The organism is Rathayibacter sp. AY1F6 (assembly GCF_002932035.1).
GTDB lineage: Bacteria > Actinomycetota > Actinomycetes > Actinomycetales > Microbacteriaceae > Rathayibacter.
This window is the reverse complement of record NZ_PSVD01000001.1, coordinates 301,866-326,379: the sequence shown is the minus strand read 5'-3', so window position 1 is coordinate 326,379 and position 24,514 is coordinate 301,866. Positions and strand designations below refer to the sequence as shown.

Sequence of the window (24,514 nt, the reverse complement as noted above, 5' to 3'; positions counted from 1 at the left end):
TCGGCTCGAGGCGCCCGGTTCGCTCGGATCCCCGGATCCGCGAGCCGGGCGCTTCTGCGCGGAGGTGCGGCATCGCCGACCCCGGGAGTCCGACACGAGGCCGGTCACATCCCCGGACGTCCGCCCCGCCCCGTCAGTTCAGCACGTCCCCGATCAGCCAGCTCGACAGCCCGACGAGGGTGCAGACGCCGACGACCACCCAGGCGACGGTCCGGCGGACCGAGCGGGAGACCGCCTCCGAGCTGCGGGGAGTGGGACGCAGCGGCGCCGTGTACGAGGGCGGGACGGTGTAGGTCCGGGCCGGTGGGAGGAGTCGGGGGAGAGTGACCGGACGGCCGTCGACCCACTCGGCGGGCAGCTCCGCGGCCTTCGCGGCCTGCAGCGTGAGCTCGACCTTCAGCGGGGATCCGCGGAGGGAGGCGTAGGCGGCGGCGATGAGGCCGAGGCTCGCGAGGTGGCGGAGGGTCGGGGCGAAATCCGCCGAGAGGGTGGGGGAGAGCTCGCCCACCCGCTCGCCGTCGAGACGGAGCTCGACGAGGTCGCCGGCCGGGTGCAGGGTCACCAGCAGCAGGCCGCGGCCGCTCAACGGAACGACCGTCGAGAGGCGGGCGAAGTGCTCGTCCTCGCGCAGGACCGGCAGGCCCCGCGACCAGGGGAGGATCGAGTGGCGCTCGACGGGCGGCTCGTTGAGCGGCACGAGCAGCTCGGGGGCGACCAGGGCGACGCGGAGGACGGCCCGCAGGCCCTCCTCGCCGCGCTCGACCCGGAGGCGCGCGGTCGTGACCGGGACGGCTCCGCTCGCCACGACCCGGTCGAGAGCGGCCCGGTGGGCGGGGGCGTTCGGCAGGTAGCCGAGGACGCGGCCACCGGCCCGGACCGAGACGGCGTCGAGGCCGGTGGGGTGGTCGGGCTCGGGGATCAGGTCGACCTCGAGGGTCCGCTCGTCGATCTCGCCCGGCTCGAGCGAGCGGCCGATCAGATCGGCGATCTCCTCGATCCGCTCGGCCTCGGCGAGGGCGTCGACGCTCGGGGCGCCGTCGGCGTTCGGGAGGCGGTAGACGACGCGCTCCGTGACGGGGGCGACGGGTGCGTCCCGCACCACCGCGGCACTGTCCTGCGCGGAGCGGCGCGCCCCGGTGAACCGCCTGCCGTCCCACCAGCGCATCTCGGCCGCACCGGCCTCGTCGCGGTACCAGCCCGCCGGCGCACCCTCGTCCATCGACACCCCGTTCCTCCGGCGAACGAGTCTACGAGGAGGGCGGGAGCGTCAGAGACCCGGGTCCGTGGCGGCGGGATCCTCGGGGGCGAGCGCGGCCGCGAGCTCTCCCGAAGCGGGGCCGCTCCACGCACCGGACTCGTGCGCCCGAGGGCCGGCGATCCACTCCAGAGCCTCGCGGACGAGCATCCGGACGTGACGCGCGTGGCCGATGGTGACGGGGGCGGGATCCTCGAGGACCTCGAGCAGGCGGTGCAGCACGGCACGGCTCTGCAGTCGAGTCATGGGCCTCACGGTAGGGGGCCGGTCGCTCGGACGGTAGTGCCGATCCGCGACAGCGCACCCGTCTAGGCTCGCCACATGACTCGTCTCGACGGTGCCGTCGTCCTCGTCCTCGGAGCCTCGGGCGGCCTCGGCCGCCTCCTGGCCGATTCGCTGGAGGCGCGCGGTGCCGTCGCGGTGCGCTCGGGGCGCGACTCCGCGGCGCTCGGCGAGGCACCCCTGGTCGCCGACCTGCGCGGGGAGGACGAGCCCCGGCGCGTGGTCGCCGAGGTGCTCGAGCGGCACGGGCGCCTCGACGGCGTCGTCGTGGCCGCGGGCGTCGTGGCCTTCGGGCCCTCCGCCGAGCTCGATCCGGCCGTTCTGGAGGAGCTCGTCGAGGTCAACGCGCTGGCGCCGATCCGGGTGCTGACCGCCGCGCTGCCGTCGCTCGTAGCGTCGGCGGGCGAGGGGCGCGAGCCGTTCGCGCTGACCATCAGCGGCGTGGTGGCGGAGGCTCCGACCGCGGGACTCGCCGCGTACTCCGCCTCGAAGGCGGCACTGCACTCCTTCGTGAAGGCCTCGGCCCGCGAGTACAAGCGGGCGGGCGTCCTCCTGCTCGACGCGCGCCCCGGCCACACCGAGACCGAGCTGTCCCGGCACCCGCTCGCGGGAGACGCGCCCCGCTTCGGCGCGGGTCTGGCGCCGCAGGACGTGGTCGACCGGCTGCTCGACGCGGTCGAGGGCGGCGAGACCGACCTGCCTCCTGCGGCGTTCACCGGCTGACGCCGTCCCGAGACGAGGCGGAGCCGGTCGATCCTCGCGGGAGCGCCCCGGATCGAGCACTGCAGCCTCGGCTGCGTACAACCGCCGTGATCAGCCTGCGCATCCGGCGGCCGGGACCGCGATCGGCGCGGCAGCCCGTCCGACCGTCCTCCCCGCAGACGCGGGGATACCCGCCGTTCACCGGAGCGTTGCACGGCCGCACTAGCGTCCCTCCGTGCCCGACACCGCCGATGACGCCCTCCGTCCCACTCCCGAGCTGCTCCGCACGCTCACACCCGCCGACGCGCGGGACCTCGTCGTGCTGGACGAGGACGACGACGATCCGGTGCTCCTGCGCCGCGACGGCACGCAGGTCGACACCTGGCGCGAGGGCTACCCCTACGACGAACGGATGTCGCGCGAGGAGTACGAGGCGGGCAAGCGCCTCCTCCAGATCGAGCTGCTGAAGCTGCAGAACTGGATCAAGAAGCACGGGCGCCGACTCGTGGTCGTGTTCGAGGGGCGCGACGCCGCGGGCAAGGGCGGCACAATCAAGCGCTTCACCGAGCACCTCAACCCGCGCGGAGCCCGCGTGGTCGCGCTCGAGAAGCCGACCGAGCGCGAGGCCGGTCAGTGGTACTTCCAGCGCTACGTCTCGCACCTGCCGGCCGCCGGCGAGATCGTCCTCTTCGACCGCTCCTGGTACAACCGGGCCGGCGTGGAGCGCGTGATGGGCTTCTGCACGCCGGCGCAGTACGACGAGTTCATCCGCCAGACGCCGCTGTTCGAGCGGATGCTCGTCGGCGACGGCATCGACCTGGTGAAGCTGTGGTTCTCGGTCTCGGCGGAGGAGCAGCGCACCCGGTTCACGATCCGCATGATCGACCCCGTGCGCCAGTGGAAGCTCTCGCCGATGGACCTCGCCTCGCTCGACAAGTGGGGCGACTACACCGCGGCCAAGGAGGCGATGATGGCGGCGACCGACACCGCCGACGCTCCCTGGACCATCGTGAAGAGCAACGACAAGAAGCGCGCCCGGCTCGAGGCCATGCGCTACGTGCTGAGCCTCTACGACTACGACGGACGCGACGAGGAGGTCGTGGGCCCGCTGGGTCCGGACCCGCTGATCGTCGGATCGGCCGCGGACGTGTACGAGCGCGGCGAGCGCGCCGCGACGAGCTGACCGGGGGGACGGACATGGGGGAGTCGGGGATCGGCGCGGAGCTGCCGGGGGTGCACCTGCGCTGGCTGGCGCTCGACGAGCAGACGCTGGACGCCGAGCGGCTGCTGCCGCTGCTGAGCGACGAGGAGCGCGAGCGCTACGCCGGCACGGTCGCCGCGTCGGCGGCCGAGCGCTTCGTCTTCGGGCGGGTGCTCCTGCGGATGCTCGCGGCCGAGCTCACGGGGACGCGCGCGTCGGAGGTCCGGGTCGTCGCCTGCTGCCCGCGCTGCGGGGGCGCGCACGGCCGGCCGCGGCTGGAGGGACGCGGGATCGCGCTCGAGCTGCTGTCGGTGAGCATCGCGCACTGCGCGGGCGCCGTCGTGGTCGCGGCGAGCAGCGCCGGTGCGGTCGGCGTCGATGTGGAGCCGACGCTGGGCGCGCCCGAGCGCGGGGAGCGGATCACGCGCATCGCCGGGGCGCCCTTCGCCACGGGCGGGATGCGCCCCGCCGACCCCGTCCTGCACTGGACCCGGATCGAGGCCGCACTGAAGGCGGACGGCCGCGGGCTCGAGCTCGACCCGCGCCGGGTGCACGTGCACGAGTCGCACCACGCGGCGGAGGCGCGGATCGACGGCGTCCGCTTCCGGCTGGCCGAGCCGCAGCTGGACCCCGCGCTGCGGGTCAGCGTCGCCCTCGGGCCGATGGGGGACGCGGGCGCCGGGCCCATCATCGGCTGGCGGCGCGAGCACGGCGACGCGCTCGCGGACTCGCTGGTGTCAGCGCCGGGACGGTAGCGGCGGCAGCTCCTCGTCGAGGAGCCAGGTGTCGAGCAGGTCGTCCACGCCCTCGCCGAGGACCTCGGTGCAGAGCTCGCGGAACTCCTCGTCGGTGACGGCGGCGGAGGCGTAGCGGGACGTCCACTCCCGCAGCAGCCGGAGGAAGGGCTCGTCGCCGACGGTGAGCCGCAGCGCGTGCAGGGTGAGCGCGCCGCGCTTGTAGACGCGATCGTCGAAGAGCGCGACCGGCCCCGGATCGGCGAGCACGAGATCCTGCGCCGCAGCCCGCAGCACCGCGTGGTGGCGGCGGGCGCAGGCGTCGGCGGTGGCGCGGCCCGACTCCTCCGACCACAGCCACTCCGCGTAGCAGGCGAACCCCTCGTTGAGCCAGATGTGGCGCCACCGGGCGATGCCCACGCTGTTGCCGAACCACTGGTGCGCGAGCTCGTGCGCGATGAGGCGCTCCGAGCCGCCGCGGCCGTCGGCGTGGTTGGCGCCGAACACCGCCATCGCCTGCGCCTCGAGCGGGATCTCCAGCTCGTCCGCCGTGACGACGACGCAGTAGCGGGCGAAGGGGTAGGGCCCGAACAGCCGCGTGAACAGGGCGAGCATGCGCTCGAGCGGAGCGAAGTCGTGCGCGACCCGAGCGGCCAGGGCGGCGGGGCGGGCGAGGGTCACCGCGACGCCGGCGAGCACGCGCTCCTCGATCGCGTAGCGGCCGATCTGCACCGAGGCGAGGTACGCGGCGCTGGGCTCGCGCTGCTCGTAGAGCCAGGTGCGGCGGCCGGAGCGGGCGCTCGAGTCGACGAGCACCCCGTTCGCGAGCACGGCGTAGCCCTCCTCGGCGGTGACGCGCAGGCGGTACGGAGCCTTCTCGGCGACGTCGTCGTTGCAGGGGAACCAGGTGGAGGAGCCGGAGGGCTGCGAGGCGACGAGCACCCCGTCCTCCAGCTCCTCCCAGCCGAGCTCGCCCCAGTGGGTGGCGCGGGGGGCGGGGTGGCCGCTGTACTCGATCTCGACGTCGACGCTCTCGCCGGCGGCCAGCGGCTCGGCGGGGGACACCCGCAGCTTGTGCGGCGCCTGCTCGTGGCGGGCGCGGCGTCCGTTGATCCGGACGCGGGCCACGCGGAGCCGGGAGAGGTCGAGGGAGAACCGCCGGAGCGGCTGCAGCGCGACGATCCGCAGCACGGCCCGGCCGGCCAGGCGGTTCGAGGCGACGCGGTACTCGAGGTCGAGGTCGTAGGACTCGACGCGGTAGCCGGTGTTCCCGATGCCGGGGACGTAGGGGTCGCCGGCGGTCTCGAGCCCGGTCAGCGCGGGGCTCACTCGACGGGCGCGTGGTAGTCGGCGACGCGCACCTCGCGCCACGGGCCGATCGGGTTGCCGCTCCAGCGGCTGCCCGCGGGCACGAGCTCCCCCCGCATGACGAGCGAGGCCGGGCCGACCGTGCCGTGCTCGGCGATCCGCGCGGCGGGGAGGATCACGCTGTGCGGGCCCAGGGTGGCGCCGGCGTCGAGGCTCACGAGATCCATGCTCATGATTCGATCATGGAACAGGTGCGTCTGCACGACGCAGCCCCGGTTCACGGTCGCTCCGTCGCCGAGCGAGATCAGATCGGCCTCGGGGAGCCAGTAGCTCTCGCACCAGACGCCGCGTCCGATCCGGGCGCCGAGGCTCCGCAGCCACCAGACCAGCGCCGGAGTGCCCGCGGCGGCGTGGGCGAACCAGGGCGCAGCGACCATCTCGGTGAAGGCGTCGGCCAGCTCGCTCCGCCAGACGAACGAGGACCACAGCGGCTGCTCGCTCGGCTCGACCCGCTGGATCAGGATCCACTTCGCGGCGGTGGAGACGGCCGCGGCGACCGCCCCGGCGGCCAGCAGCACGACGCCTCCCACGAGCGCGGCGAGCACCGCCCCGAGCGTCTGGATCAGCGCGAGCAGTCCGGCGACCACGCCGAGGCCGATCGCGACCGAGACGACTACCGGGACGAAGCGGCCGAGCTCCCACGCGATGCGGGCCGCGCGGAGTCGGCGGGCCGGGCGGAAGGTGCGCGCCGACTCCGCCTCGACGACGGTGCGCCGCAGCCGCACGGGCGGTGAGCCGAGCCACGACGAGCCCGCCTTCGACTTCCGGGGCGCGGAGGAGAGGACGGCGACGAGACCGCCGGCGGGCACGGTGTGACCAGGAGCCGCCATGCCGGAGTTGCCGAGGAACGCGCGCTCGCCGATCTCGGCGCGGGCGAGCCGCATCCAGCCGCCGCCGAGCGCGTAGGAGGCGACGAGCGTGTCGTCGGCGAGGAACGCGCCGTCGCGGATGGTCGTCATCGCGGGCAGGAGCAGCACCGTCGAGGCCTCGACGTCGCGTCCGACCTTCGCGCCGAGGAGCCGCAGCCAGACCGGGGTGAACAGGCCCGAGTAGAGCGGGAAGAGCAGGACCCGCGCGGAGTCGAGCAGCCGCTCCGTCGACCAGACCTGCCAGCCGATCCGACCGCGCACGGGGTGGGTGCCCGGCTCGACGCCCCGGCCGAGCAGGCGCACCAGGACGACGACGAGGGCGGCGAGGACGACTCCGGAGACGGCGACGGCGGGCACGAGGGCGGCGAGAGCGGGCCCGAGCGCGGCGCCGAGGCCGGCCGAGCCGCGCACGGCGGCGGCCACGACGGCGAGCCCGGCCGCGAGGGCGAGGACCGGGACCGCTGCGAGGCCGACCGCGGACGCTCCGTACGCCCAGACCCAGCCCGGGCGGCGCGCCGGGCGCTCCGAGGGGAACCCGGCGTTCGCCCTGCCGAGCCGCTGGGCGGGGGATCCTCCCCAGCGCTGCCCGGCCGGCACCCGCCCGAAGACGGCCGATCCCGGCTCGATCTGCGCGTGCTTGCCGATCCGGGCGCCGGGGAGGAGCGTGCTGCGCGCGCCCACCGTGCTGCCCGCGCCGACCCGGACGGCGCCGACGCGCAGGACGTCGCCGTCGATCCAGTAGCCGGAGAGGTCGACCTCGGGCTCGATCGCGGCGCCGCGCCCGAGCGTGAGCATCCCGGTCAGAGGAGGGAGGGAGTGCAGGTCGACGTCGTCGGCGATGCGGGCGCCGAGCGCGCGGGCGTAGTAGGCGACCCAGGGCGCGCCCGCCAGGCTCACGGCCTTGAGCTGGAACGCGATCTGCTCGGCCAGCCAGAGCCGGAGGTGCACGCTCCCGCCGCGCGGGTGGTCTCCGGCTCGGATCCCGCGCAGCAGGGTGCGCGCGGCGAGGACGGTGAGCCCCATCCGCCCGAACGGCGTGAGGAAGAGCGCGAAGGCGGGGATCAGCGCGGCGAGCGGAGCGGTGGGCAGCCAGCCGAACCCCGGCACCAGGTCGAGCACCGCGGTGACGCTCAGGATCGCAGTGATCCAGCGGGCGCTGCCGAGCACGAGCAGTGGTGCGCCGAGGAGGGTCTGCAGCACGCGCATCCGGAGGGGGACCGGCGCGATGCGGTGAGCGGACACCTCCGCAGCGCCGGTCGAGCGGCTCTGGATCTCGGCGGCCATCGCCGCGAGACGCGGGTGGGCGTAGACGTCGGCGACCGTGAACTCGGGGTCGCGCTCGCGGATCCGCGCGACCAGCTGGGCGGCGGCGAGGGAGCCGCCGCCGAGGTCGAAGAAGTTCGCCCGCTCGTCGACCGGCACGCCGAGCACGTCGCGCCAGAGGGCGGCGAGCCACGCCTCCTCGGGGTCGAGGGAGGCGTCCTCGGTCGTGCCCACGGCGAGCGGCCAGGGGAGTGCGGCGCGGTCGACCTTGCCGGAGACGCGGGTCGGCAGCTCCTCGACCACGGCCAGCAGCGGCACGAGGGATGCGGGCAGCTCCTCACGCAGGCGGGCGAGCGCCGCGTCGCGGTCGAGCTCCCGGCCGCCGGCGAGGGCCAGGTAGCCGACGAGGACCTGGTTGCCGGCCGCCGTGGTGCGGACCGCGGCCGCCGCCCCCGAGACTCCGGGGAGCGCCTGCAGCGCCGCCTCGACCTCGCCGAGCTCGATCCGCCGACCGCCGAGCTTCACCTGGTCGTCCGCGCGCCCCTGGAAGATCAGGCCGGCGCTCTCGAAGCGCACCAGGTCGCCGGAGCGGTAGGCCCGCTCCCAGCCCAGGAGCGGTGCCGGCGCGTACTTCTCGGCGTCCTTGACCGGGTCGAGGTAGCGCGCGAGCCCGACCCCGCCGATGACCAGCTCGCCGACCTCGCCCTCGCCGACCCGCTGCCCGTCCGCGTCCACGACGGCGAGCCGCCAGCCGTCCAGCGGCAGCCCGATGCGCACCGGGGGAGGCCCGCCGAGGGGCGCGGCGCAGGCGACGACGGTGGCCTCGGTCGGCCCGTAGGTGTTCCAGACCTCGCGGCCCTCGACGGCCAGGCGCTCGCCGAGCTCCGGCGGGCACGCCTCGCCGCCGAAGATCAGCAGGCGGACGTTCTCGAGCGACTCCGCGGGCCAGAGCGCCGCGAGGGTCGGCACGGTCGAGACCACGGTGATGCCGTGCGTGGTCAGCCAGGGGCCGAGGTCCATGCCGCTGCGGACCAGCGAGCGGGGAGCGGGGACGAGGCAGGCGCCGTGCCGCCAGGCGAGCCACATCTCCTCGCAGGACGCGTCGAACGCGACGGAGAGACCGGCCAGCACGCGGTCCCCGGGGCCGAGCGGCTCCGCCTGGAGGAACAGGCGCGCCTCGGCGTCGACGAAGGCGGCGGCGGAGCGGTGGCTGACCGCCACTCCCTTGGGGGTTCCGGTGGAGCCGGAGGTGAAGATGATCCAGGCGTCGTCCTCGAGCGAGGGCGGCTGCAGCAGCGGGATCGACGCCGTGCTCGGGTGCGGCGCGCTCGCGGTGAACAGGCGCGCGGCCGGCTCGTCGGCGCCGGTGCGCTCGAAGCGGCCGGAGCCGGTGATCACGCCGCGGACGGCGGCCTCGCCGAAGACGAGGCGCGCCCGCTCCTCGGGGTCGTCCGCGTCCACCGGGACGTACGCGGCTCCCGCGGCGAGGACGGCCAGGATCGCGAGGTAGAGCTCGCGGGAGCCGCTGGGCATGCGGATCCCGACGCGGTCGCCGCGTCGGACCCCTGCGGTGGTGAGCTCGCCCGCGAGCTGCACCGTGCGGGCCAGCAGCTCCCGGTAGCTGAGCGCGCCGGCCGGGTCCTCCAGGGCGGAGGCGTCCGGGTGGCGCTCCGCGGTGTCGCGGAGGACGTCGACCAGCGTGCGGGGAGGCGGGGTGGCCGCTCCGGCGTCGAGCACGTCCTGGGGGCCGGCCGTCTCGGTCACGTCTCGTCTCCGTCCCGGCCGCGCGATCAGGAGCGCGGCGGCCGGGGCGACACCGTAGGGAGGCGGAGTGACGCGGAGGTGAACAGGCGGGGTCGGCCCGCCCGGCTCAGTGCGCCATCGGGAGCGGCGCGTCCGACTCCGCCGGGCGGCGGACGAAGAACGCGGCCACGATCGCGACCGTCGCGATCGACGCGCCCCACAGGAACGCGGAGTGGATGCCCCCGGCGTAGGAGGCGGCCTGGTCGGCTCCGCCCTGCGCGAGCTCCGCCGACCGGATCGAGAGGACGGTGACGAACAGCGCCGTGCCCGCCGCGCCGCCCAGCTGCTGCACGGTGCCGATGATCGCGCTGCCGTGCGAGTAGAGCGAGGGGCGCACCGAGCCGAGGCCGGCGGTGAACAGCGGCGTGAAGACGAAGGCGAGGCCCAGGCTGAGGGTCACGTGCAGCGAGAGGACGAACCAGGGCGACGAGTCCGCCGCGAGCAGGGTGTACCCCCACAGCGCGCCGGCGACGACGATGGAGCCGGGCACGAGCAGCACGCGCGGGCCGAAGCGGTCGTAGCCGCGGCCGACGAACGGCGCGAGCAGGCCCATCAGCAGGCCGCCGGGGAGCAGGAGCAGCCCGGTCTCCAGCGGAGTGAGGCCCAGCACGTTCTGCGTGTAGAGGGGCAGCAGGATCAGGGTGCCGAAGAGCGCCGACATGCTGACCGCCATCATCGCGATGACGATGGTGAAGTTCGCGGAGGAGAAGGTCCGGAGGTCCAGCAGGGCCCGGTCGGTGCGCTGCAGCAGCAGCTGGCGCGCGATGAAGCCCGCGAGGCCGAGGCCCGCGACGACGAACGGGATCCACGGCGCGACGACAGCGCCTCCGCCCTCGCCGAGGCTCGACAGTCCGTAGACGAGGCCGCCGAAGCCGAAGACCGAGAGGACCACCGAGAGCGAGTCGATCGGGATGGAGCGGGGCTCGGTGACGTTCTCGACCTTGCGCAGGCCCAGGAGCAGCGCGCCGATCGCGATCGGCAGCACGATCCAGAACATCCAGCGCCAGCCGAGGAAGTTGAGGATGACGCCCGAGATCGTCGGTCCGACGGCCGGAGCCACCGAGATGACGATCGAGATGTTGCCCATCATCCGGCCGCGGATCGCCGGGGGCACCAGCGTCATCACGGTCGTCATCAGCAGCGGCATCATGATGGCCGTGCCGCCGGCCTGCACCACGCGGGCCGCCAGGAGGACCGCGAAGGTCGGGGCGAGCGCGGCGGTGAGGGTGCCGAGGCTGAAGAGGATCATCGCGGCGGCGAAGAGCGTGCGGGTGTGCAGCCGCTGGATCAGGTAGCCCGTGATCGGGATGACGACGGCCATCGTGAGCATGAAGGCGGTCGAGAGCCACTGGCCCACGTGCGCCTCGACGTCGAAGTCGCGCATGAGGTCGGGCAGCGCCACGCTCATGATCGTCTCGTTGAGGATCACGACGAACGCCGACACCAGCAGGAGGCTGATGACCAGGCGGCTGCGCGGTTCGAGGGTCGTGGCGGCGGCGGGTGCGGCGGGCCGCGCGGCGGGAAGGGTGCTGCGCTCGGTCACAGGTGTTCTCCGGTCGTGAGGGGGATCGGTGTGAGGGGCGCATCGACGGCTCGACTCGCGGGCGCGGATGCGGGGTACGGAGGGAGAACAGAGGCGAACACCCCGGACATTCCCGATCGACGGGGATCCGCTGCGAGAGGTCTCAGGCGAGGACCGCGGAGAGCGCGGAGGACGCGCCCTCGGCCTCCTCGAGCGTGGCGCCCTCGCCGAAGCTGAACCGCACGGCGGTCCGGGCGACGTCGGAATCGAGGCCGAGGGCCAGCAGCGCGGGCGAGGGCTCGTCGCGCCCGGCGGCGCACGCCGAGCCGCTCGAGACGACGACGCCGCGCTCCTCCAGCTCGAGGAGCGTCGACTCGCCGCTGCGCCCGGGGACGGCGTAGGCGGCGATCGAGGGGAGCCGGTGCGCCGCGGAGCCCAGCGGCACGGCCCGGGGCGCCAGGGCCGCGACCCGCTCGGCGAACGCGTCCCGGACGGCTCCGACCCGCGCCGCGCGGTCCGGGTCGAGCAGGCGCACCGCGGTGCCGAGCGCGACCGCGAAGGCCACGTTCTCGGTGCCCGAGCGCCGCTCCCGCTCCTGGCCGCCGCCGTGCAGCAGGGGCTCGAACGGGAGCCGGCTGCGCAGCAGCAGCGCCCCCACGCCCTTCGGCGCCCCGAGCTTGTGCCCCGAGACCGAGACCGCGTCGGCGCCCCAGCCCGCAACGTCCAGCCAGCCGGCGGCCTGGACGGCGTCCACGTGCAGCGGCACGCCCCGCGATCGGCAGAGCGCCGCGATCGCCGGAACGTCCTGCACCGTCCCGATCTCGTTGCTCGCCGCGAGCACCGAGACCAGTGCGGTGTCCGGCCGGACCAGCGCGGCGAGCGCGTCGAGGTCGAGCAGGCCGGTCGCGTCGACGGGGGCCGTCGACACCTCGAAGCCGTGCAGGCGCCGGAGGTGGTCGGCCGACTCGACGGTCGCCTCGTGCTCGAGCGCCGAGATCACCAGGTGCCGTCCGCGCGGCGATCCCAGCGCGAGGCCCTTGACCGCCGTGTTGATCGACTCCGTGCCGCCGGAGGTGAAGAGCGTCTCGGAGGCGCGGCCGCCGAGGAAGCGGGCCACGTGAGCGCGCGCCGCCTCCAGCGCGCGCGCCGCGGCGTCGCCGAGCGAGTGGCTGCTCGACGGATTGCCGTACTCGGCGGTGAGGAACGGCCACATGGCCTCCAGCACCTCGCGGCGCACGGGCGAGGTCGCGGCGTGGTCGAGGTAGATCACTCGACCGCGATGTCCAGGCCGAGGTCGAGCGAGCGGACGCTGTGGGTGAGCGCGCCGACGGAGATCACGTCGACCCCCGCCTCCGCGATCGCGCGCACGGTCGAGAGGTCGACGCCGCCGCTCGCCTCGACCACGGCCCGCCCGCCGATGAGGGCGACGCCCCGGCGGAGCAGTTCGGGGGTGAAGTTGTCGAGCATGATCGTGTCCGCGCCTCCCGCCAGCGCGGGCTCGATCTGGTCGAGCCGGTCGACCTCGACCTCGAGGTGCGCCGTGTGCGGGATCGAGGCGCGCGCCGCCCGCAGGGCCGCGGTCAGGTCGATCCCGCGCGCGGCGAGCACCGCGAGGTGGTTGTCCTTCGCCAGCACCGCGTCCGAGAGCGAGAAGCGGTGGTTGCGGCCGCCGCCGCTGCGGACGGCGTGCCTCTCGAGCGCGCGCAGGCCCGGCGTGGTCTTGCGGGTGTCGACGATGCGGGCGCGCGTCCCCTCCACCGCGGCGACGTACTGCGCCGTCAGGGTGGCGATGCCGCTCATCCGCTGCACGAGGTTGAGCGCGACGCGCTCGCCGCGGAGCACGCCGCCCGCGGGGCCCTCGATCCGGGCGAGGGTCTGCCCGGCCTCGAAGACCGCGCCGTCCTCCACGAGCACCGAGCAGCGGATCCGGGAGTCGACCTGCCGCATCGTGCCGACGAGGACGGCGCCGCCGCTGAAGACGCCGGGCTCGCGGGCCACGAGGGCGGCGCTCGCGGTGGCGTCCGCGGGGAGGAGGGTGTCGGAGGTCAGGTCGCCCCAGGGCGCGTCCTCCTCGAGGGCGAGGGTGACGACGCGGTCGATGCTCTGGCGGGTCAGCACGGAAGGGCCGCCTCTCTGGTGGGGGCGGCGGCGCTCGCCGTCGCGGGGTCGGGGGAGTCGGTCCGGTGGTGGGCGCCGACGGAGTGCGTGCGCGCGAGCGCGGCGTCGATGAGAGCGAGGGCGCAGGTCAGCAGGTTCGCGTCCTCGAGCGTCCTCAGTCCGAGCGGAGCGGGCGTGGCGGAGGCGACGAGTGCGTCGCGCGCCGCGGTGAGCCCCGCCGCGTCCCGGGAGAGGCCGGCTCCCGCCCACATCGCGTCCTGGAGAGCGGTCCGGTCGAGCGTCATCGGGACGACGGCGCGGGGAGGGGCGACCGGGCCGCCGCTCCAGGAGAGGGAGTCGAGGGCGAGCGCCGCGCGGCGCGCGAACACGACCCCCTCGAGGAGGCTGTTGGAGGCGAGGCGGTTCGCGCCGTGGACGCCGGTGCGGGCGACCTCGCCGACCGCGAGCAGCCCGGGGAGGCTGGTGCGCCCGTCCAGGTCCGTCGCGATCCCGCCCATCCAGTAGTGTGCGGCCGGAGTCACGGGCAGCAGGTCGTCGGCGAGCGAGAGCCCGTTCTCGCGGCAGGCCGCCGAGATCGTCGGGAACCTCTTCGCCAGCACCTCGGAGTCGATCGCCCGGGCGTCCAGGTGCACGGGCAGTCCGCCCTGCAGCCGCATCCGCTCCGCGATCGCGCGCGCCACGACGTCGCGCGGCGCCAGCTCGGCCTCGGGGTGCAACCCGGCCAGGAACCGCTCGCCCGCGGCGTCGCGCAGCACCGCGCCCTCGCCGCGCACCGCCTCCGAGACGAGGAAGCCGCCCGGCAGCGCGAGCGTGGTCGGGTGGAACTGGTAGAACTCCAGGTCCGCCGTCTCCGCTCCTGCCCGCAGGGCGGCGGCGAGCCCGTCCCCGGTCGCGACGGACGGATTGGTGGTGTGCCGGTAGAGCTGCCCGGCGCCTCCGGTGGCCAGCACGACCGCGTCGGCCGCCAGGCGCTCGAGCACGCCGTCGTGCAGGACGTCGGCGCCCGTGACCGAGCCGCCCTCCCGCACCAGGTCGACCAGGGCGGCGTGCTCGCGCACCTCGACCGACGAGGCCCGCACCGCCGCCACGAGAGCGGCCTCGATCGCGGCGCCCGTCGCGTCGCCGCCGGCGTGCAGGATCCGCGGACGCGAGTGGGCGCCCTCGAGTCCCCGCGCCAGCTCGCCGCCCTCGCGGTCGAAGCCGACGCCCCACTCCTGCAGCACCGCGACCGCCTCCGGCCCCTCGGCGCAGAGCACCTCGACCGCCGAGCGCACGGCGAGGCCCGCACCGGCGGTGAGCGTGTCCTCCACGTGCAGCGCCACGGAGTCGCCCGGCGCCGTGACCGCGGCGATCCCGCCCTGCGCGGCGCGCGTCGACGACTCCGCCAGCGCGCCCTTGGTGACGAGCAGCACCTCGTGGCGGCGCTGCGCCGTCAGCGCGGCGACCAGCCCGGCGATGCCGCTGCCGACGACGACGACCCGCGCCATGTCAGACCGCCGCCGGCCCGGCGGGCGGAACGGCCGCGAGCATCCGCTCGAGGGCGATGCGCGCCTCGGCCTGCACCGACTCCGCGACCTCGATCCGGTTGAGCACCGTCCCCGCGACCAGTCCCTCGAGCACCCAGGCGAGGTAGCCGGGGTGGATGCGGTACATGGTCGAGCAGGGGCAGACCACGTCGTCGAGGCAGAAGATCGTGTGCTGCGGGTACTGGACGGCGAGGCGCTGCACCAGGTTGATCTCGGTGCCGATTGCGAAGGTCGATCCCGCGGGTGCCGCCTGGATCGCCTTCACGATGTAGTCGGTCGAGCCGTACTCGTCGGCCGCGTCGACGACCGCCATCGGGCACTCCGGGTGCACGATCACGCGCACGCCCGGGTGCTCGGCGCGCGCCTTCGCGATCTGGGCCGTCGTGAAGCGCTTGTGCACCGAGCAGAAGCCGTGCCAGAGGATCACCTGCGCGTCCAGGAGCGTCGCGGTGTCGGAGCCGCCCTGCGGCTTCCGCGGGTTCCACATCGGCATCCGCTCCAGCGGCACGCCCATCGCCTTGGCGGTGTTGCGGCCGAGGTGCTGGTCGGGGAAGAACAGCACCCGCTGCCCGCGCGCGAACGCGTCCTCGAGAACGGTCGCCGCGTTCGAGGAGGTGCAGACCACGCCTCCGTTGCGGCCGCAGAACGCCTTCAGCGCGGCCGAGGAGTTCATGTACGTGACCGGGACGAGCGGCACGCGGCCGTCGGCGTCCGGCTCGGTGCCGTAGAGCTCGGTGAGCTCGGCCCAGGCGTCCTCGACGGAGTCGATGTCGGCCATGTCCGCCATCGAGCAGCCGGCCGCCAGGTTCGGGAGGATCACGGCCTGCTCCGGTCCGGAGAGGATGTCGGCCGTCTCCGCCATGAAGTGCACGCCGCAGAAGACGATGGCCTCGGCGTCGGGCCGGCTCGTCGCCGCCTTCGCCAGCTGGAACGAGTCGCCCACGTAGTCGGCGTACTGCACCACCTCGTCCCGCTGGTAGAAGTGCCCGAGCACGACGACCCGCTCGCCGAGCGTCTCCTTCGCCGCGAGGATGCGGTGGTGCAGCTCGTCGGCGCTCGCCGTCGTGTACTCCTCCGGCAGACGTCCCTGGACCGGGGCGTCGGCCGGGATCGGGTCGGCCTGGGAGGCGCCGGGCCCGTAGGCGGGCAGGCCGAGGTCGAAGGACCAGGGGGCCTCCGCGAGCTCGGGCGCGCAGGTGGCGCCGGGCGTGGAGCCGCCCTCGATGAGCCGGATGGTGCTGTCGACGGATGTCACGGTGTTCTCCTCGTGAGGCGGGTGGGGGAGTCGGGCGGCGCGCTCAGACGGGCAGCGGGCCGTTGTCGACGAGCGCCGCCGACTCGTCGTAGCGGTAGAGGCGCGGGGGACGGTGGCGGGTGCCCGTCAGGCGCTCCCCGGTGGGCACCACGGTGCCGGAGCTCTCGATCGTCCGGCGGAAGTTGGCCGGGTCGAGGGGCTTCTGCAGGACGGCCTCGTGGACCTCCCTCAGCTGGGACAGGGTGAAGGCGCCGCCGAGGAAGGCCTGCGCGATGCGGGAGTACTCCATCTTGTTGCGCAGGCGCCAGAGGGCGTAGTCGACGATCAGTCCGTGGTCGAAGGCGAGCTCGAGCGGCAGATCGGTGCAGAGCCAGGCGACGTTCTCTCCCACGATGGCCTCGTCGGCCTCGGCGGAGCGCACGAGCGCCCAGTAGACGATCGACACGACGCGGTCCTCGCCGGGGGAGCGGTCGGTGCCGCCGACGGCGTAGAGCTGCTCGAGATAGCGCGGAGCCAGGCCCGTGGTCTCGCGGAGAGTGCGGCGGGCCGACTCGGCGAGGTCCTCGTCCGGATGCAGCGGTCCGCCGGGCAGTGCCCAGAGTCCCTCGAACGGCTCGCGGATGCGCCGGACGACGGGGATCCAGACGGTGCTCGCTCCGGTCTCCGGGTGCGGCCGCAGGGCGAAGATCACCGTCGACACGGCGAGCTGCACGTCCGGCATCCGGTGCCCCCTACTAAGAGTCGCACCGACTGTAAGTGCTGGCATCACCTTAGTGTCACGAACACCTGAAGACCTAGCGGAAGAAGCGACACGCCGCGCAGGGTCCGCCCTCACCGCTAGGCTGACCGCACAACCGAATACCGGGCCGCAATACGCGACGCGGGAGAGCCGACTCCGGTCGGCACCGAAGGAGCAAGCCTCCCCGCCAATCTCTCAGGTCTTGTACCGCGTCGAACTGGCCACTCTGGAAAGCGATCCGCTCGGATCCGCCCATGGTGAAAGCGCTCGACCCCTCGGGGCGGCGCGAATCTCTCAGGCTCCACGACAGAGGGGGAGTTCCCACGGCACTGCTGTGCTCTGCCGCGAACGCGGCGCGAGTCCAGCACTGCGACGAAATGGAGAACTCATGTCCGAGACCCCGACGACCAGCCCCGAAGCCCGCTACTCGCCCCTGCACGAGGTGCACGTCGCCGCCGGCGCGTCCTTCACCGACTTCGCCGGGTGGCAGATGCCGGTCCGCTACTCCGGCGATCTCGCCGAGCACCACGCCGTGCGCACCGCCGCCGGCCTCTTCGACCTCTCGCACATGGCCGAGATCCTCGTCGTCGGCCCCGAGGCGGTCGACGCCCTCGACTACGCGCTGGCGAGCGACATCTCGGCCGTCGCCGCCGGCCGCGCGAAGTACACCCTCCTCCTGGAGCGCACGGGCGGCGTGATCGACGACCTCGTCGTCTACCGCACGGGCGAGGACCGCTTCATGGTCGTCGCGAACGCGGCCAACCGGCACATCGTCGTCGAGACGCTCCGCGACCGCACCGCGATGTTCGAGTGCGAGCTGTTCGACGAGAGCGACGACGTCGCCCTCATCGCGCTGCAGGGCCCGCGCTCGCTCGAGATCCTGCAGAACGTCCAGGGCCTCGCCGTCGAGACCGAGCGGGGAGCGGAGTCGGTGCTCGACACGGACGACGCCGCCCGCCTGCTCGCGGAGCTGCGCTACTACCGCGCCGTATCCGCGACCTTCGAGGCGCACCCGATCCTGATCGCGCGCACCGGGTACACGGGCGAGGACGGCTTCGAGATCTACGTCTCGCCCGACTCCGCTCCCACGCTCTGGCAGGCTCTCGCCGAGACCGGCGCCGGAGCGGGCCTCGTCCCCGCCGGCCTCGCCGCCCGCGACACCCTCCGCCTCGAGGCGGGCATGCCGCTCTACGGCCACGAACTCTCCCGCGACGTCTTCCCCGCACAGGCCGGCCTCGGCCGCGTCGTCGCCTTCGGGAAGCCGATCGACTTCGTCGGCCGCGCGGCCAGCGAGGAGGGTCCCTCCGGAGACGCTCCCGTGCTCGTCGGGCTCGTCGGCGAGGGCCGCCGCGCCGCCCGTGCCGACTACACCGTCCTCTCCGGCGACGACGAGGTCGGAGTGGTCACCAGCGGCGTCCTCTCGCCGACACTGGGCGTCCCGATCGCGATGGCCTACGTCGCCCCCGCCTCCGCGCAGCCCGGGACGGCGCTCGCCGTCGACATCCGCGGCACGCGCCTCCCGATGACCGTCACCGAGCTCCCCTTCTACTCGAGAAAGAAGAACTGACATGGCCGTGCCCACCGAGCTGCAGTACACCTCCGACCACGAGTGGATCCGGGTCGACGGAGAGGTCGCGACCGTCGGCATCACCGCCTACGCCGCGGACAAGCTGGGCGACGTCGTCTTCGTCGAGCTCCCCGAGGCGGGAGCCCGCGTCGAGGGCGGCAGCGTCGTCGGCGAGATCGAGTCGACCAAGTCGGTGGGCGAGCTGTTCGCCCCCGTCGACGGCGAGGTCCTCGAGGCCAACACGGCCGTCGTCGACAGCCCCGAGCTCGTCAACTCCGACCCGTTCGGCGAGGGGTGGCTGATCCGGGTCCGCTTCGACGCCCTGCCCGACGGCCTCCTCGACTCCGCCGCCTACACCGAGCTGGTCGGCGAGTAGATGGCAGCCACCAGGACCCCCGGCGCCTTCGAGTCCCGCCACATCGGGACCGACGCCGACGCGCAGCGCACCATGCTCGCGGCTCTCGGGTACGACTCCGTGGAGGAGCTCGTCACCGCCGCCGTCCCCGAGTCGATCCACGTCCGCGACCTCCCGCAGGTGCTGCCCGCTCCGGCCACCGAGACGGAGGCGCTCGCCGAGCTGCGCGCCCTCGCCGCGAGGAACACGGTGCGTCGGCCGATGATCGGCCTCGGCTACTACGGCTCGCACACCCCCGCCGTGATCAAGCGCAACGTGCTCGAGAACCCCAGCTGGTACACGGCCTACACGCCGTACCAGCCCGAAATCTCGCAGGGGCGCCTGGAGGCGCTGATCAACTTCCAGACGATGGTCTCCGACCTCACCGGCCTCGACACGGCCGGCGCGTCGATGCTCGACGAGGGCACGGCCGTCGTCGAGGCGATGCTGCTCGCGCGCCGCGCCTCGAAGGCGCGCACCGACGTCTTCGTCGTCGACTCCGACGCTCTCCCGCAGACCCTCGCGCTGCTGCGCGGCCGGGCGGAGGCCGTCGGCATCCGCATCGTCGAGCTCCCGCTCTCGCGCACCGCCGCGGAGGAGGTGCCGGAGTGCTTCGGCGCCCTCGTGCAGTACCCCGGCGCGTCCGGGCACCTCTGGGACCCGTCGGCGGTGCTCGCCGCGGTGAAGGCCCACGGCGGCCTGGCCGTCGTCGCCGCCGACCTGCTCGCGCTGACCCTGGTGCGCTCGCCGGGCGAGCTCGGCGCGGACGTCGCGGTCGGCACCACGCAGCGCTTCGGCGTCCCGCTGGGCTTCGGAGGACCGCACGCCGGCTACCTCGCCGTCCGCAAGGGACTCGAGCGCCAGCTGCCGGGCCGCCTCGTCGGCGTCAGCCAGGACGCGGACGGCCACCCCGCCTACCGCCTGTCCCTCCAGGCCCGCGAGCAGCACATCCGCCGCGAGAAGGCGACCTCGAACATCTGCACCGCGCAGGTCCTCCTGGCGGTCATGGCGGCGATGTACGCGGTCTACCACGGGCCGGACGGGCTCGCCGCGATCGCCGAGCGCGTGCACGGCCGGGCCGCGCTCCTCGCGCGCCTCCTCCTCGACCGGGGCCACTCCCTCCGGCACGCCGACTTCTTCGACACCGTCTCGGTCGTCGTGCCCGGCGGCGCGGAGGCGGCGGTCGCCCGCGCCCGCCAGGCCGGCTTCGACGTGCGCCTGGTCGACGCCGACACGGTCTCGGTGTCGATCGACGAGACGGTCACCGACCTCGAGGTGATCGCCGTCGCGACCGCCGTCGGGCAGCTGGACTCGTCGTTCGGCTTCCTCAGCGGCTCCGCGCGGAGCATCCCCGCCGAGCTCGACCGCCGCACGCCGTTCCTCGTGCACCCGGTCTTCAGCAGCCACCACAGCGAGACCTCGATGATGCGCTACCTCAAGCGCCTCGCCGACTCGGACTACGCGCTGGACCGCGGCATGATCCCGCTCGGCTCCTGCACCATGAAGCTCAACGCCGCCACCGAGATGGAGGCGGTCAGCTGGCCCGAGTTCGCGGACCTGCACCCGTTCGCCCCCGAGGCGGACGTGCAGGGTTCGCTGGCGCTGATCGACCAGCTGGAGGGGTGGCTCGCCCACCTCACGGGCTACGACTCCGTGTCGCTCCAGCCCAACGCCGGCTCGCAGGGCGAGCTCGCGGGCCTGCTGGCGATCCGCGGCTGGCACCGGTCGAACGGCGACGAGGACCGCACGGTCTGCCTGATCCCCTCGAGCGCCCACGGCACCAACGCCGCGAGCGCGGTCCTCGCCGGCATGCGCGTCGTCGTCGTGGCCTGCGACGAGCTCGGCAACGTCGACCTGGACGACCTCCGGGCGAAGATCGCCGAGCACGCGGGCTCCCTCGCCGCGCTGATGATCACCTACCCGTCGACCCACGGCGTCTACGAGCACGAGGTCGCCGAGATCTGCCGCCTCGTCCACGAGGCCGGCGGACAGGTGTACGTGGACGGCGCGAACCTCAACGCGCTTCTGGGCTTCGCCCGCTTCGGAGACTTCGGCGGCGACGTCTCGCACCTCAACCTGCACAAGACGTTCTGCATCCCGCACGGCGGAGGCGGTCCCGGCGTCGGTCCCGTCGCCGCGAAGGCGCACCTCGCGCCGTTCCTGCCCGGCCACCCGCTCGCGCAGCGGCTCGAGCACGGCGTGGGCACGCAGGGCGAGCGGATCGTCCACGGCGGCGCACCGGTGTCGGCAGCGCCCTACGGCAGCCCCGGCATCCTGCCGATCTCGTGGGCGTACGCCCGGATGATGGGCGAGGAGGGCCTGCGGGCCGCGACCGGGGCGGCCGTCCTCTCGGCCAACTACGTCGCCGCGCGCCTCCGCGAGCACTACCCAGTGCTCTACACGGGGGACAACGGGCTCGTCGCCCACGAGTGCATCCTCGACATCCGTCCGCTGACGGCGGCGACCGGAGTGACCGTGGACGACGTCGCCAAGCGCCTCGTCGACTACGGCTTCCACGCCCCGACCATGAGCTTCCCCGTCGCCGGGACCCTGATGGTCGAGCCGACGGAGAGCGAGGACCTCGCCGAGATCGACCGCTTCATCGACGCGATGATCGGGATCCGGGCCGAGGCCGACCGCGTCGGCGCGGGGGAGTGGCCGGTGGATGACAACCCGCTGCGCGGCGCCCCGCACACCGCGGAGTGCCTGACGGCCGAGGAGTGGACGCACCCCTACAGCCGCGAGCAGGCCGTCTACCCGGTCCGCTCGCTGGTGCGCGGCAAGTACTGGCCGCCGGTCCGCCGGATCGACCAGGCCTACGGCGACCGCAACCTCGTCTGCGCCTGCCCGCCCATCGAGGCCTTCGCCTGATCCGCCCGCACGCGCTCGTCCGCAACCGAGGGTGAGAGAGCAGGAACGGAGCCTCGAGCCCGTCCTGTCATCTCCCACCCTCGGCTGCGGACACCGTCGGTCCCGCACAGGCGCGGAGTGGGGCGCAGTTCTCCCGATCCGGGGGGAACGGCGCACGGCGACTCCGATGCACGAGGGAGCCCGACCGTGTGGAACGCGTGGTGGAGGTGCCGGCAGGGCTCGACGGAGTCGCGACGAGCGAGCAGCTCCACCGTGCGGGCGTCACGCCGCGGCTCTTGAGAGCCGCCGTCGAGCGCGGCGCGGTCCTGCGGCTCCTCGGATGGGATCGGTCCGACGTCACGTCCGCGGAGCCGGCGGCGCGAACAGCTCGGGCCAGAGGGCGACGGCCAGCGGGTAGCCGACGAACGAGACGATGTCGATGATCGAGTGGGCGATCACCAGGGGCAGGGTGCGACCGAAGCGCTGGTAGAAGAGTCCGAACACCAGGCCCATGACCACGTTCCCGATGAAGGGCCCGATGCCCTGGTAAAGGTGGTAGCTGCCCCGGAGCAGCGCACTGGTCACCAGGATCCGCCACCGCCCCCAGCCCAGATCGCCCAGGCGGGCGAAGAGGTACCCGATCACGACGACCTCCTCCTGCACTCCCGCCCGGATCGCGGAGAGCACGAGCACCGGCACCGTCCACCAGTACGCATCCAGCGGCGAGGCCACCACCGCCACGGTGATGCCCAGCGCGCGTCCGACGGCGTACAGCGCGATGCCCGGCGCGCCGATCGCCACCGCGAGGACGGTCCCGGTCCCCAGGTCCGCGAACGGCCGGCGCAGGTCGAGCCCCAGGCGCCCGAGCGGACGGCCCGAGCTCTGCCAGAGCAGGAACGCGCAGAGGGCCACCGGCACCAGGTCGAAGAAGAGCGCGAGCAGCTGGTAGACGAGGTCGAAGCCCGGGCGGTCGCTGAGGGCGCCGTTGATCGTCGCGGTCTGGTCGGCCAGTGCGGTCGAGCGGGTGAGCCGGTTGGCGATGGAGACCACCGAGTAGACCGCGGAGGCGCCCAGCGAGAGCCCGAGGACCAGCAGGATCTCGATGCGGATCCGGCGCCGTCCGGGCGCGGATCCTGACAGGTCGGTGGGCACTCCGTGCGTCTCCTCTGAAGTCGATGTGTTGCGCGACGGCCGCCCGGTACGCACGTTTCGTGCAGAACAGCGCAAGGATTCCACCTCCCGGTTACCGCTGTGTAACGGTTGCCACATGCTTTTGTGCAGATAGCGGGCGAATACATAGTCTCGTTGAAGGCATCCGCGCGACGGCCACCAGTCTCGTGCGCCGCCGCCGTCGCCACGCGCACGGCACTCCACGCGTCAGGGAAACCACTTCTCGCGCGCCCCCACATCACTGGAGGAATAGTGAACATCAGACGTTACGGATTCGGGGCTCTGGCGCTCGTCGCCGCGAGCACGCTGGTCCTGGCCGGCTGCAGCAGCTCGAACGACTCGGGCGGAGGTGCATCGGGAGGCGACGCCGCCGCGATCATCTCCACCAACGGCTCCGAGCCGCAGAACCCGCTGATCCCGACGAACACCAACGAGGTGGGCGGCGGCAAGATCCTCGACGAGATCTTCGCGGGCCTGGTCTACTACGACGCCAAGGGCGCCCCCGAGAACGACGTCGCCGAGTCCATCGAGTCGGACGACGCGCAGAACTACACGATCACAATCAAGTCGGGCCTGACCTTCACGAACGGCGACCCGGTCACCTCCAGCTCGTTCATCGACGCCTGGAACTACGGCGCCAAGCTGTCGAACAACCAGCTCAGCGCGTCGTTCTTCTCGAACTTCGAGGGCTTCAGCGACACCGAGGACAGCGAGCTCACCGGCCTCAAGGCCGTGGACGACACCACCTTCACCGTCGCGCTCAAGTCCCCGCAGTCGGACTTCCCGATCAGCCTCGGCTACTCGGCGTACTACCCGCTGCCCGCCGCCGCGTTCGACGACATGGCCGCCTTCGGTGAGAACCCGATCGGCAACGGCCCGTACAAGCTCGACGGCGACGACGCGTGGCAGCACGACGTCCAGATCGAGCTCGTCAAGAACGACGAGTACACGGGCCCCCGCGAGGCCCAGAACGGCGGCCTGAAGATCGTCTTCTACGCCACCCAGGACGCCTCCTACGCCGACCTCCTCGGCGGCAACGTCGACGTGATCGACCAGATCCCGGACTCCGCCTTCGGCACCTTCGAGAGCGACCTCGGCGACCGCGCCGTGAACCAGCCCTCGGCCGTGTTCCAGTCCTTCACCATCCCGGGCCGTCTCCCGCACTTCGACGGCGAGGAGGGCCAGCTCCGCCGCCAGGCGATCTCGATGTCCTTCGACCGCAAGGAGATCACCGACGTGATCTTCGAGGGCACCCGCACCCCGGCCTCCGACTTCACCTCCCCGGTGATCGACGGCTACAGCGACGCCCTCTCCGGCGCCGACGTGCTCGAGTACAACCCCGACGAGGCCAAGGCGCTGTGGGCTCAGGCCGACGCGATCAGCCCCTGGGACGGCACCTTCAAGATCGCCTACAACGCCGACGGCGGCCACCAGGGCTGGGTCGACGCGGTGACCAACTCGATCAAGAACACGCTGGGCATCGACGCCGAGGGCGACGCGTACCCGACCTTCGCCGAGGCGCGCACCAAGATCGTCGACCGCTCGATCGAGACCGCGTTCCGCACCGGATGGCAGGCCGACTACCCGAGCCTCTACAACTTCCTCGGACCGCTCTACGTGACCGGCGCCTCGTCCAACGACGGCGACTACTCGAACCCCGAGTTCGACACCCTGCTCCAGCAGGGCCTGTCGGACGCCGACGCCGACGCTGCGAACAAGACGTTCCAGCAGGCCCAGGAGATCCTCCTGAAGGACCTCCCGTCGCTGCCCCTGTGGTACGCGAACGTGACCGGCGGCTACGGCGAGGGCGTGTCGAACGTCGAGTTCGGCTGGAACTCGGTGCCGCTCTACTACGAGATCACCAAGAACTAAGCTCGAACCACTGGGGCGCTTCGC

Annotated in this window: 18 protein-coding genes and 1 riboswitch; of the genes, 7 read left to right on the top strand and 11 right to left on the bottom strand. The window is 73.5% G+C overall.

The window, feature by feature from the left end:
• Positions 1-133: 133 nt before the first annotated feature.
• Together C5C44_RS01495 and C5C44_RS01490 are read right to left on the bottom strand one after the other, a co-directional pair.
• Positions 134-1,219 carry a DUF2510 domain-containing protein gene (locus tag C5C44_RS01495; RefSeq protein WP_146084282.1) on the bottom strand — a complete coding sequence of 362 codons (1,086 nt, stop codon included), beginning with the start codon at positions 1,217-1,219 and terminating at the stop codon, positions 134-136.
• 48 nt (positions 1,220-1,267) lie between these two features.
• Complete coding sequence (locus tag C5C44_RS01490; RefSeq protein ID WP_104325343.1) at positions 1,268-1,501, bottom strand: hypothetical protein; 234 nt, start codon at positions 1,499-1,501, stop codon at positions 1,268-1,270.
• Positions 1,502-1,576: 75 nt separating this feature from the next.
• On the opposite strand from C5C44_RS01490, the gene C5C44_RS01485 reads away from it, so the two are divergent.
• From C5C44_RS01485 to C5C44_RS01475, 3 genes are all read left to right on the top strand, one after another.
• Complete coding sequence (locus tag C5C44_RS01485; RefSeq protein WP_104222961.1) at positions 1,577-2,260, top strand: SDR family oxidoreductase; 684 nt, start codon at positions 1,577-1,579, stop codon at positions 2,258-2,260.
• A gap of 301 nt (positions 2,261-2,561) precedes the next feature.
• Complete coding sequence (gene ppk2 / locus C5C44_RS01480) at positions 2,562-3,422, top strand: polyphosphate kinase 2 (protein WP_258066620.1); 861 nt, start codon at positions 2,562-2,564, stop codon at positions 3,420-3,422.
• A 14-nt stretch (positions 3,423-3,436) separates the two neighbouring features.
• Entirely contained in the window at positions 3,437-4,195 is a 759-nt protein-coding gene (locus C5C44_RS01475; protein ID WP_104335127.1) for a 4'-phosphopantetheinyl transferase superfamily protein, read from the top strand.
• On the opposite strand, the gene C5C44_RS01470 is transcribed toward C5C44_RS01475, so the two are convergent.
• The 8 genes from C5C44_RS01470 to C5C44_RS01435 all read right to left on the bottom strand — a co-directional run bounded on the left by C5C44_RS01470 (position 4,178) and on the right by C5C44_RS01435 (position 16,664).
• The gene (locus tag C5C44_RS01470) at positions 4,178-5,503 is read right to left on the bottom strand and encodes a M1 family metallopeptidase (RefSeq protein WP_258066606.1); all 1,326 of its coding nucleotides are present in this window, start codon (positions 5,501-5,503) and stop codon (positions 4,178-4,180) included. The two genes, C5C44_RS01475 and C5C44_RS01470, sit on opposite strands and share 18 nt — an antisense overlap.
• Positions 5,500-9,438 (bottom strand): Pls/PosA family non-ribosomal peptide synthetase, encoded by a 3,939-nt coding sequence (locus C5C44_RS01465; RefSeq protein WP_258066605.1) that lies wholly within the window; start codon positions 9,436-9,438, stop codon positions 5,500-5,502. The genes C5C44_RS01470 and C5C44_RS01465 overlap by 4 nt, the downstream gene beginning before the upstream one ends.
• Before the next feature lie 106 nt (positions 9,439-9,544).
• Complete coding sequence (locus C5C44_RS01460; RefSeq protein ID WP_104335125.1) at positions 9,545-11,020, bottom strand: DHA2 family efflux MFS transporter permease subunit; 1,476 nt, start codon at positions 11,018-11,020, stop codon at positions 9,545-9,547.
• Positions 11,021-11,162: 142 nt separating this feature from the next.
• Positions 11,163-12,269 carry a cysteine desulfurase family protein gene (locus C5C44_RS01455; protein ID WP_104335124.1) on the bottom strand — a complete coding sequence of 369 codons (1,107 nt, stop codon included), beginning with the start codon at positions 12,267-12,269 and terminating at the stop codon, positions 11,163-11,165.
• Positions 12,266-13,117, bottom strand: coding sequence for a carboxylating nicotinate-nucleotide diphosphorylase (gene nadC / locus C5C44_RS01450; RefSeq protein WP_104335123.1), 852 nt, complete (start codon positions 13,115-13,117; stop codon positions 12,266-12,268). The genes C5C44_RS01455 and nadC overlap by 4 nt, the downstream gene beginning before the upstream one ends.
• Entirely contained in the window at positions 13,111-14,604 is a 1,494-nt protein-coding gene (gene nadB / locus C5C44_RS01445) for an L-aspartate oxidase (protein WP_104335122.1), read from the bottom strand. Before nadB ends, nadC begins: the two co-directional genes overlap by 7 nt.
• 1 nt (position 14,605) lies before the next feature.
• Positions 14,606-15,898: a quinolinate synthase NadA gene (gene nadA / locus C5C44_RS01440; protein ID WP_104335121.1), complete on the bottom strand. Its 1,293-nt coding sequence runs from the start codon at positions 15,896-15,898 to the stop codon at positions 14,606-14,608.
• Positions 15,899-15,941: 43 nt separating this feature from the next.
• The gene (locus C5C44_RS01435; RefSeq protein ID WP_258066602.1) at positions 15,942-16,664 is read right to left on the bottom strand and encodes an NUDIX domain-containing protein; all 723 of its coding nucleotides are present in this window, start codon (positions 16,662-16,664) and stop codon (positions 15,942-15,944) included.
• A gap of 105 nt (positions 16,665-16,769) precedes the next feature.
• Positions 16,770-16,857, top strand: a riboswitch (glycine riboswitch).
• Between the two features lie 168 nt (positions 16,858-17,025).
• Here C5C44_RS01435 and gcvT point away from each other — a divergent pair.
• The 3 genes from gcvT to gcvP are packed head-to-tail and all read left to right on the top strand — an operon-like array spanning position 17,026 to position 21,469.
• Positions 17,026-18,204: a glycine cleavage system aminomethyltransferase GcvT gene (gcvT, locus tag C5C44_RS01430; protein ID WP_104335120.1), complete on the top strand. Its 1,179-nt coding sequence runs from the start codon at positions 17,026-17,028 to the stop codon at positions 18,202-18,204.
• Between the two features lies 1 nt (position 18,205).
• Positions 18,206-18,580, top strand: coding sequence for a glycine cleavage system protein GcvH (gene gcvH, locus C5C44_RS01425; RefSeq protein ID WP_104237541.1), 375 nt, complete (start codon positions 18,206-18,208; stop codon positions 18,578-18,580).
• Positions 18,581-21,469 carry an aminomethyl-transferring glycine dehydrogenase gene (gene gcvP, locus C5C44_RS01420; RefSeq protein ID WP_104335119.1) on the top strand — a complete coding sequence of 963 codons (2,889 nt, stop codon included), beginning with the start codon at positions 18,581-18,583 and terminating at the stop codon, positions 21,467-21,469. It abuts the gene before it with no gap.
• A 336-nt stretch (positions 21,470-21,805) separates the two neighbouring features.
• Here gcvP and C5C44_RS01415 read toward each other — a convergent pair whose 3' ends face one another.
• Positions 21,806-22,600: a CPBP family intramembrane glutamic endopeptidase gene (locus C5C44_RS01415; protein WP_258066600.1), complete on the bottom strand. Its 795-nt coding sequence runs from the start codon at positions 22,598-22,600 to the stop codon at positions 21,806-21,808.
• A 270-nt stretch (positions 22,601-22,870) separates the two neighbouring features.
• Between C5C44_RS01415 and C5C44_RS01410 the strand changes: the two genes are divergently transcribed.
• A complete protein-coding gene (locus C5C44_RS01410) occupies positions 22,871-24,490 on the top strand; it encodes an ABC transporter substrate-binding protein (protein ID WP_104222974.1) in 1,620 nt (539 codons plus the stop codon).
• Positions 24,491-24,514: the final 24 nt, after the last annotated feature.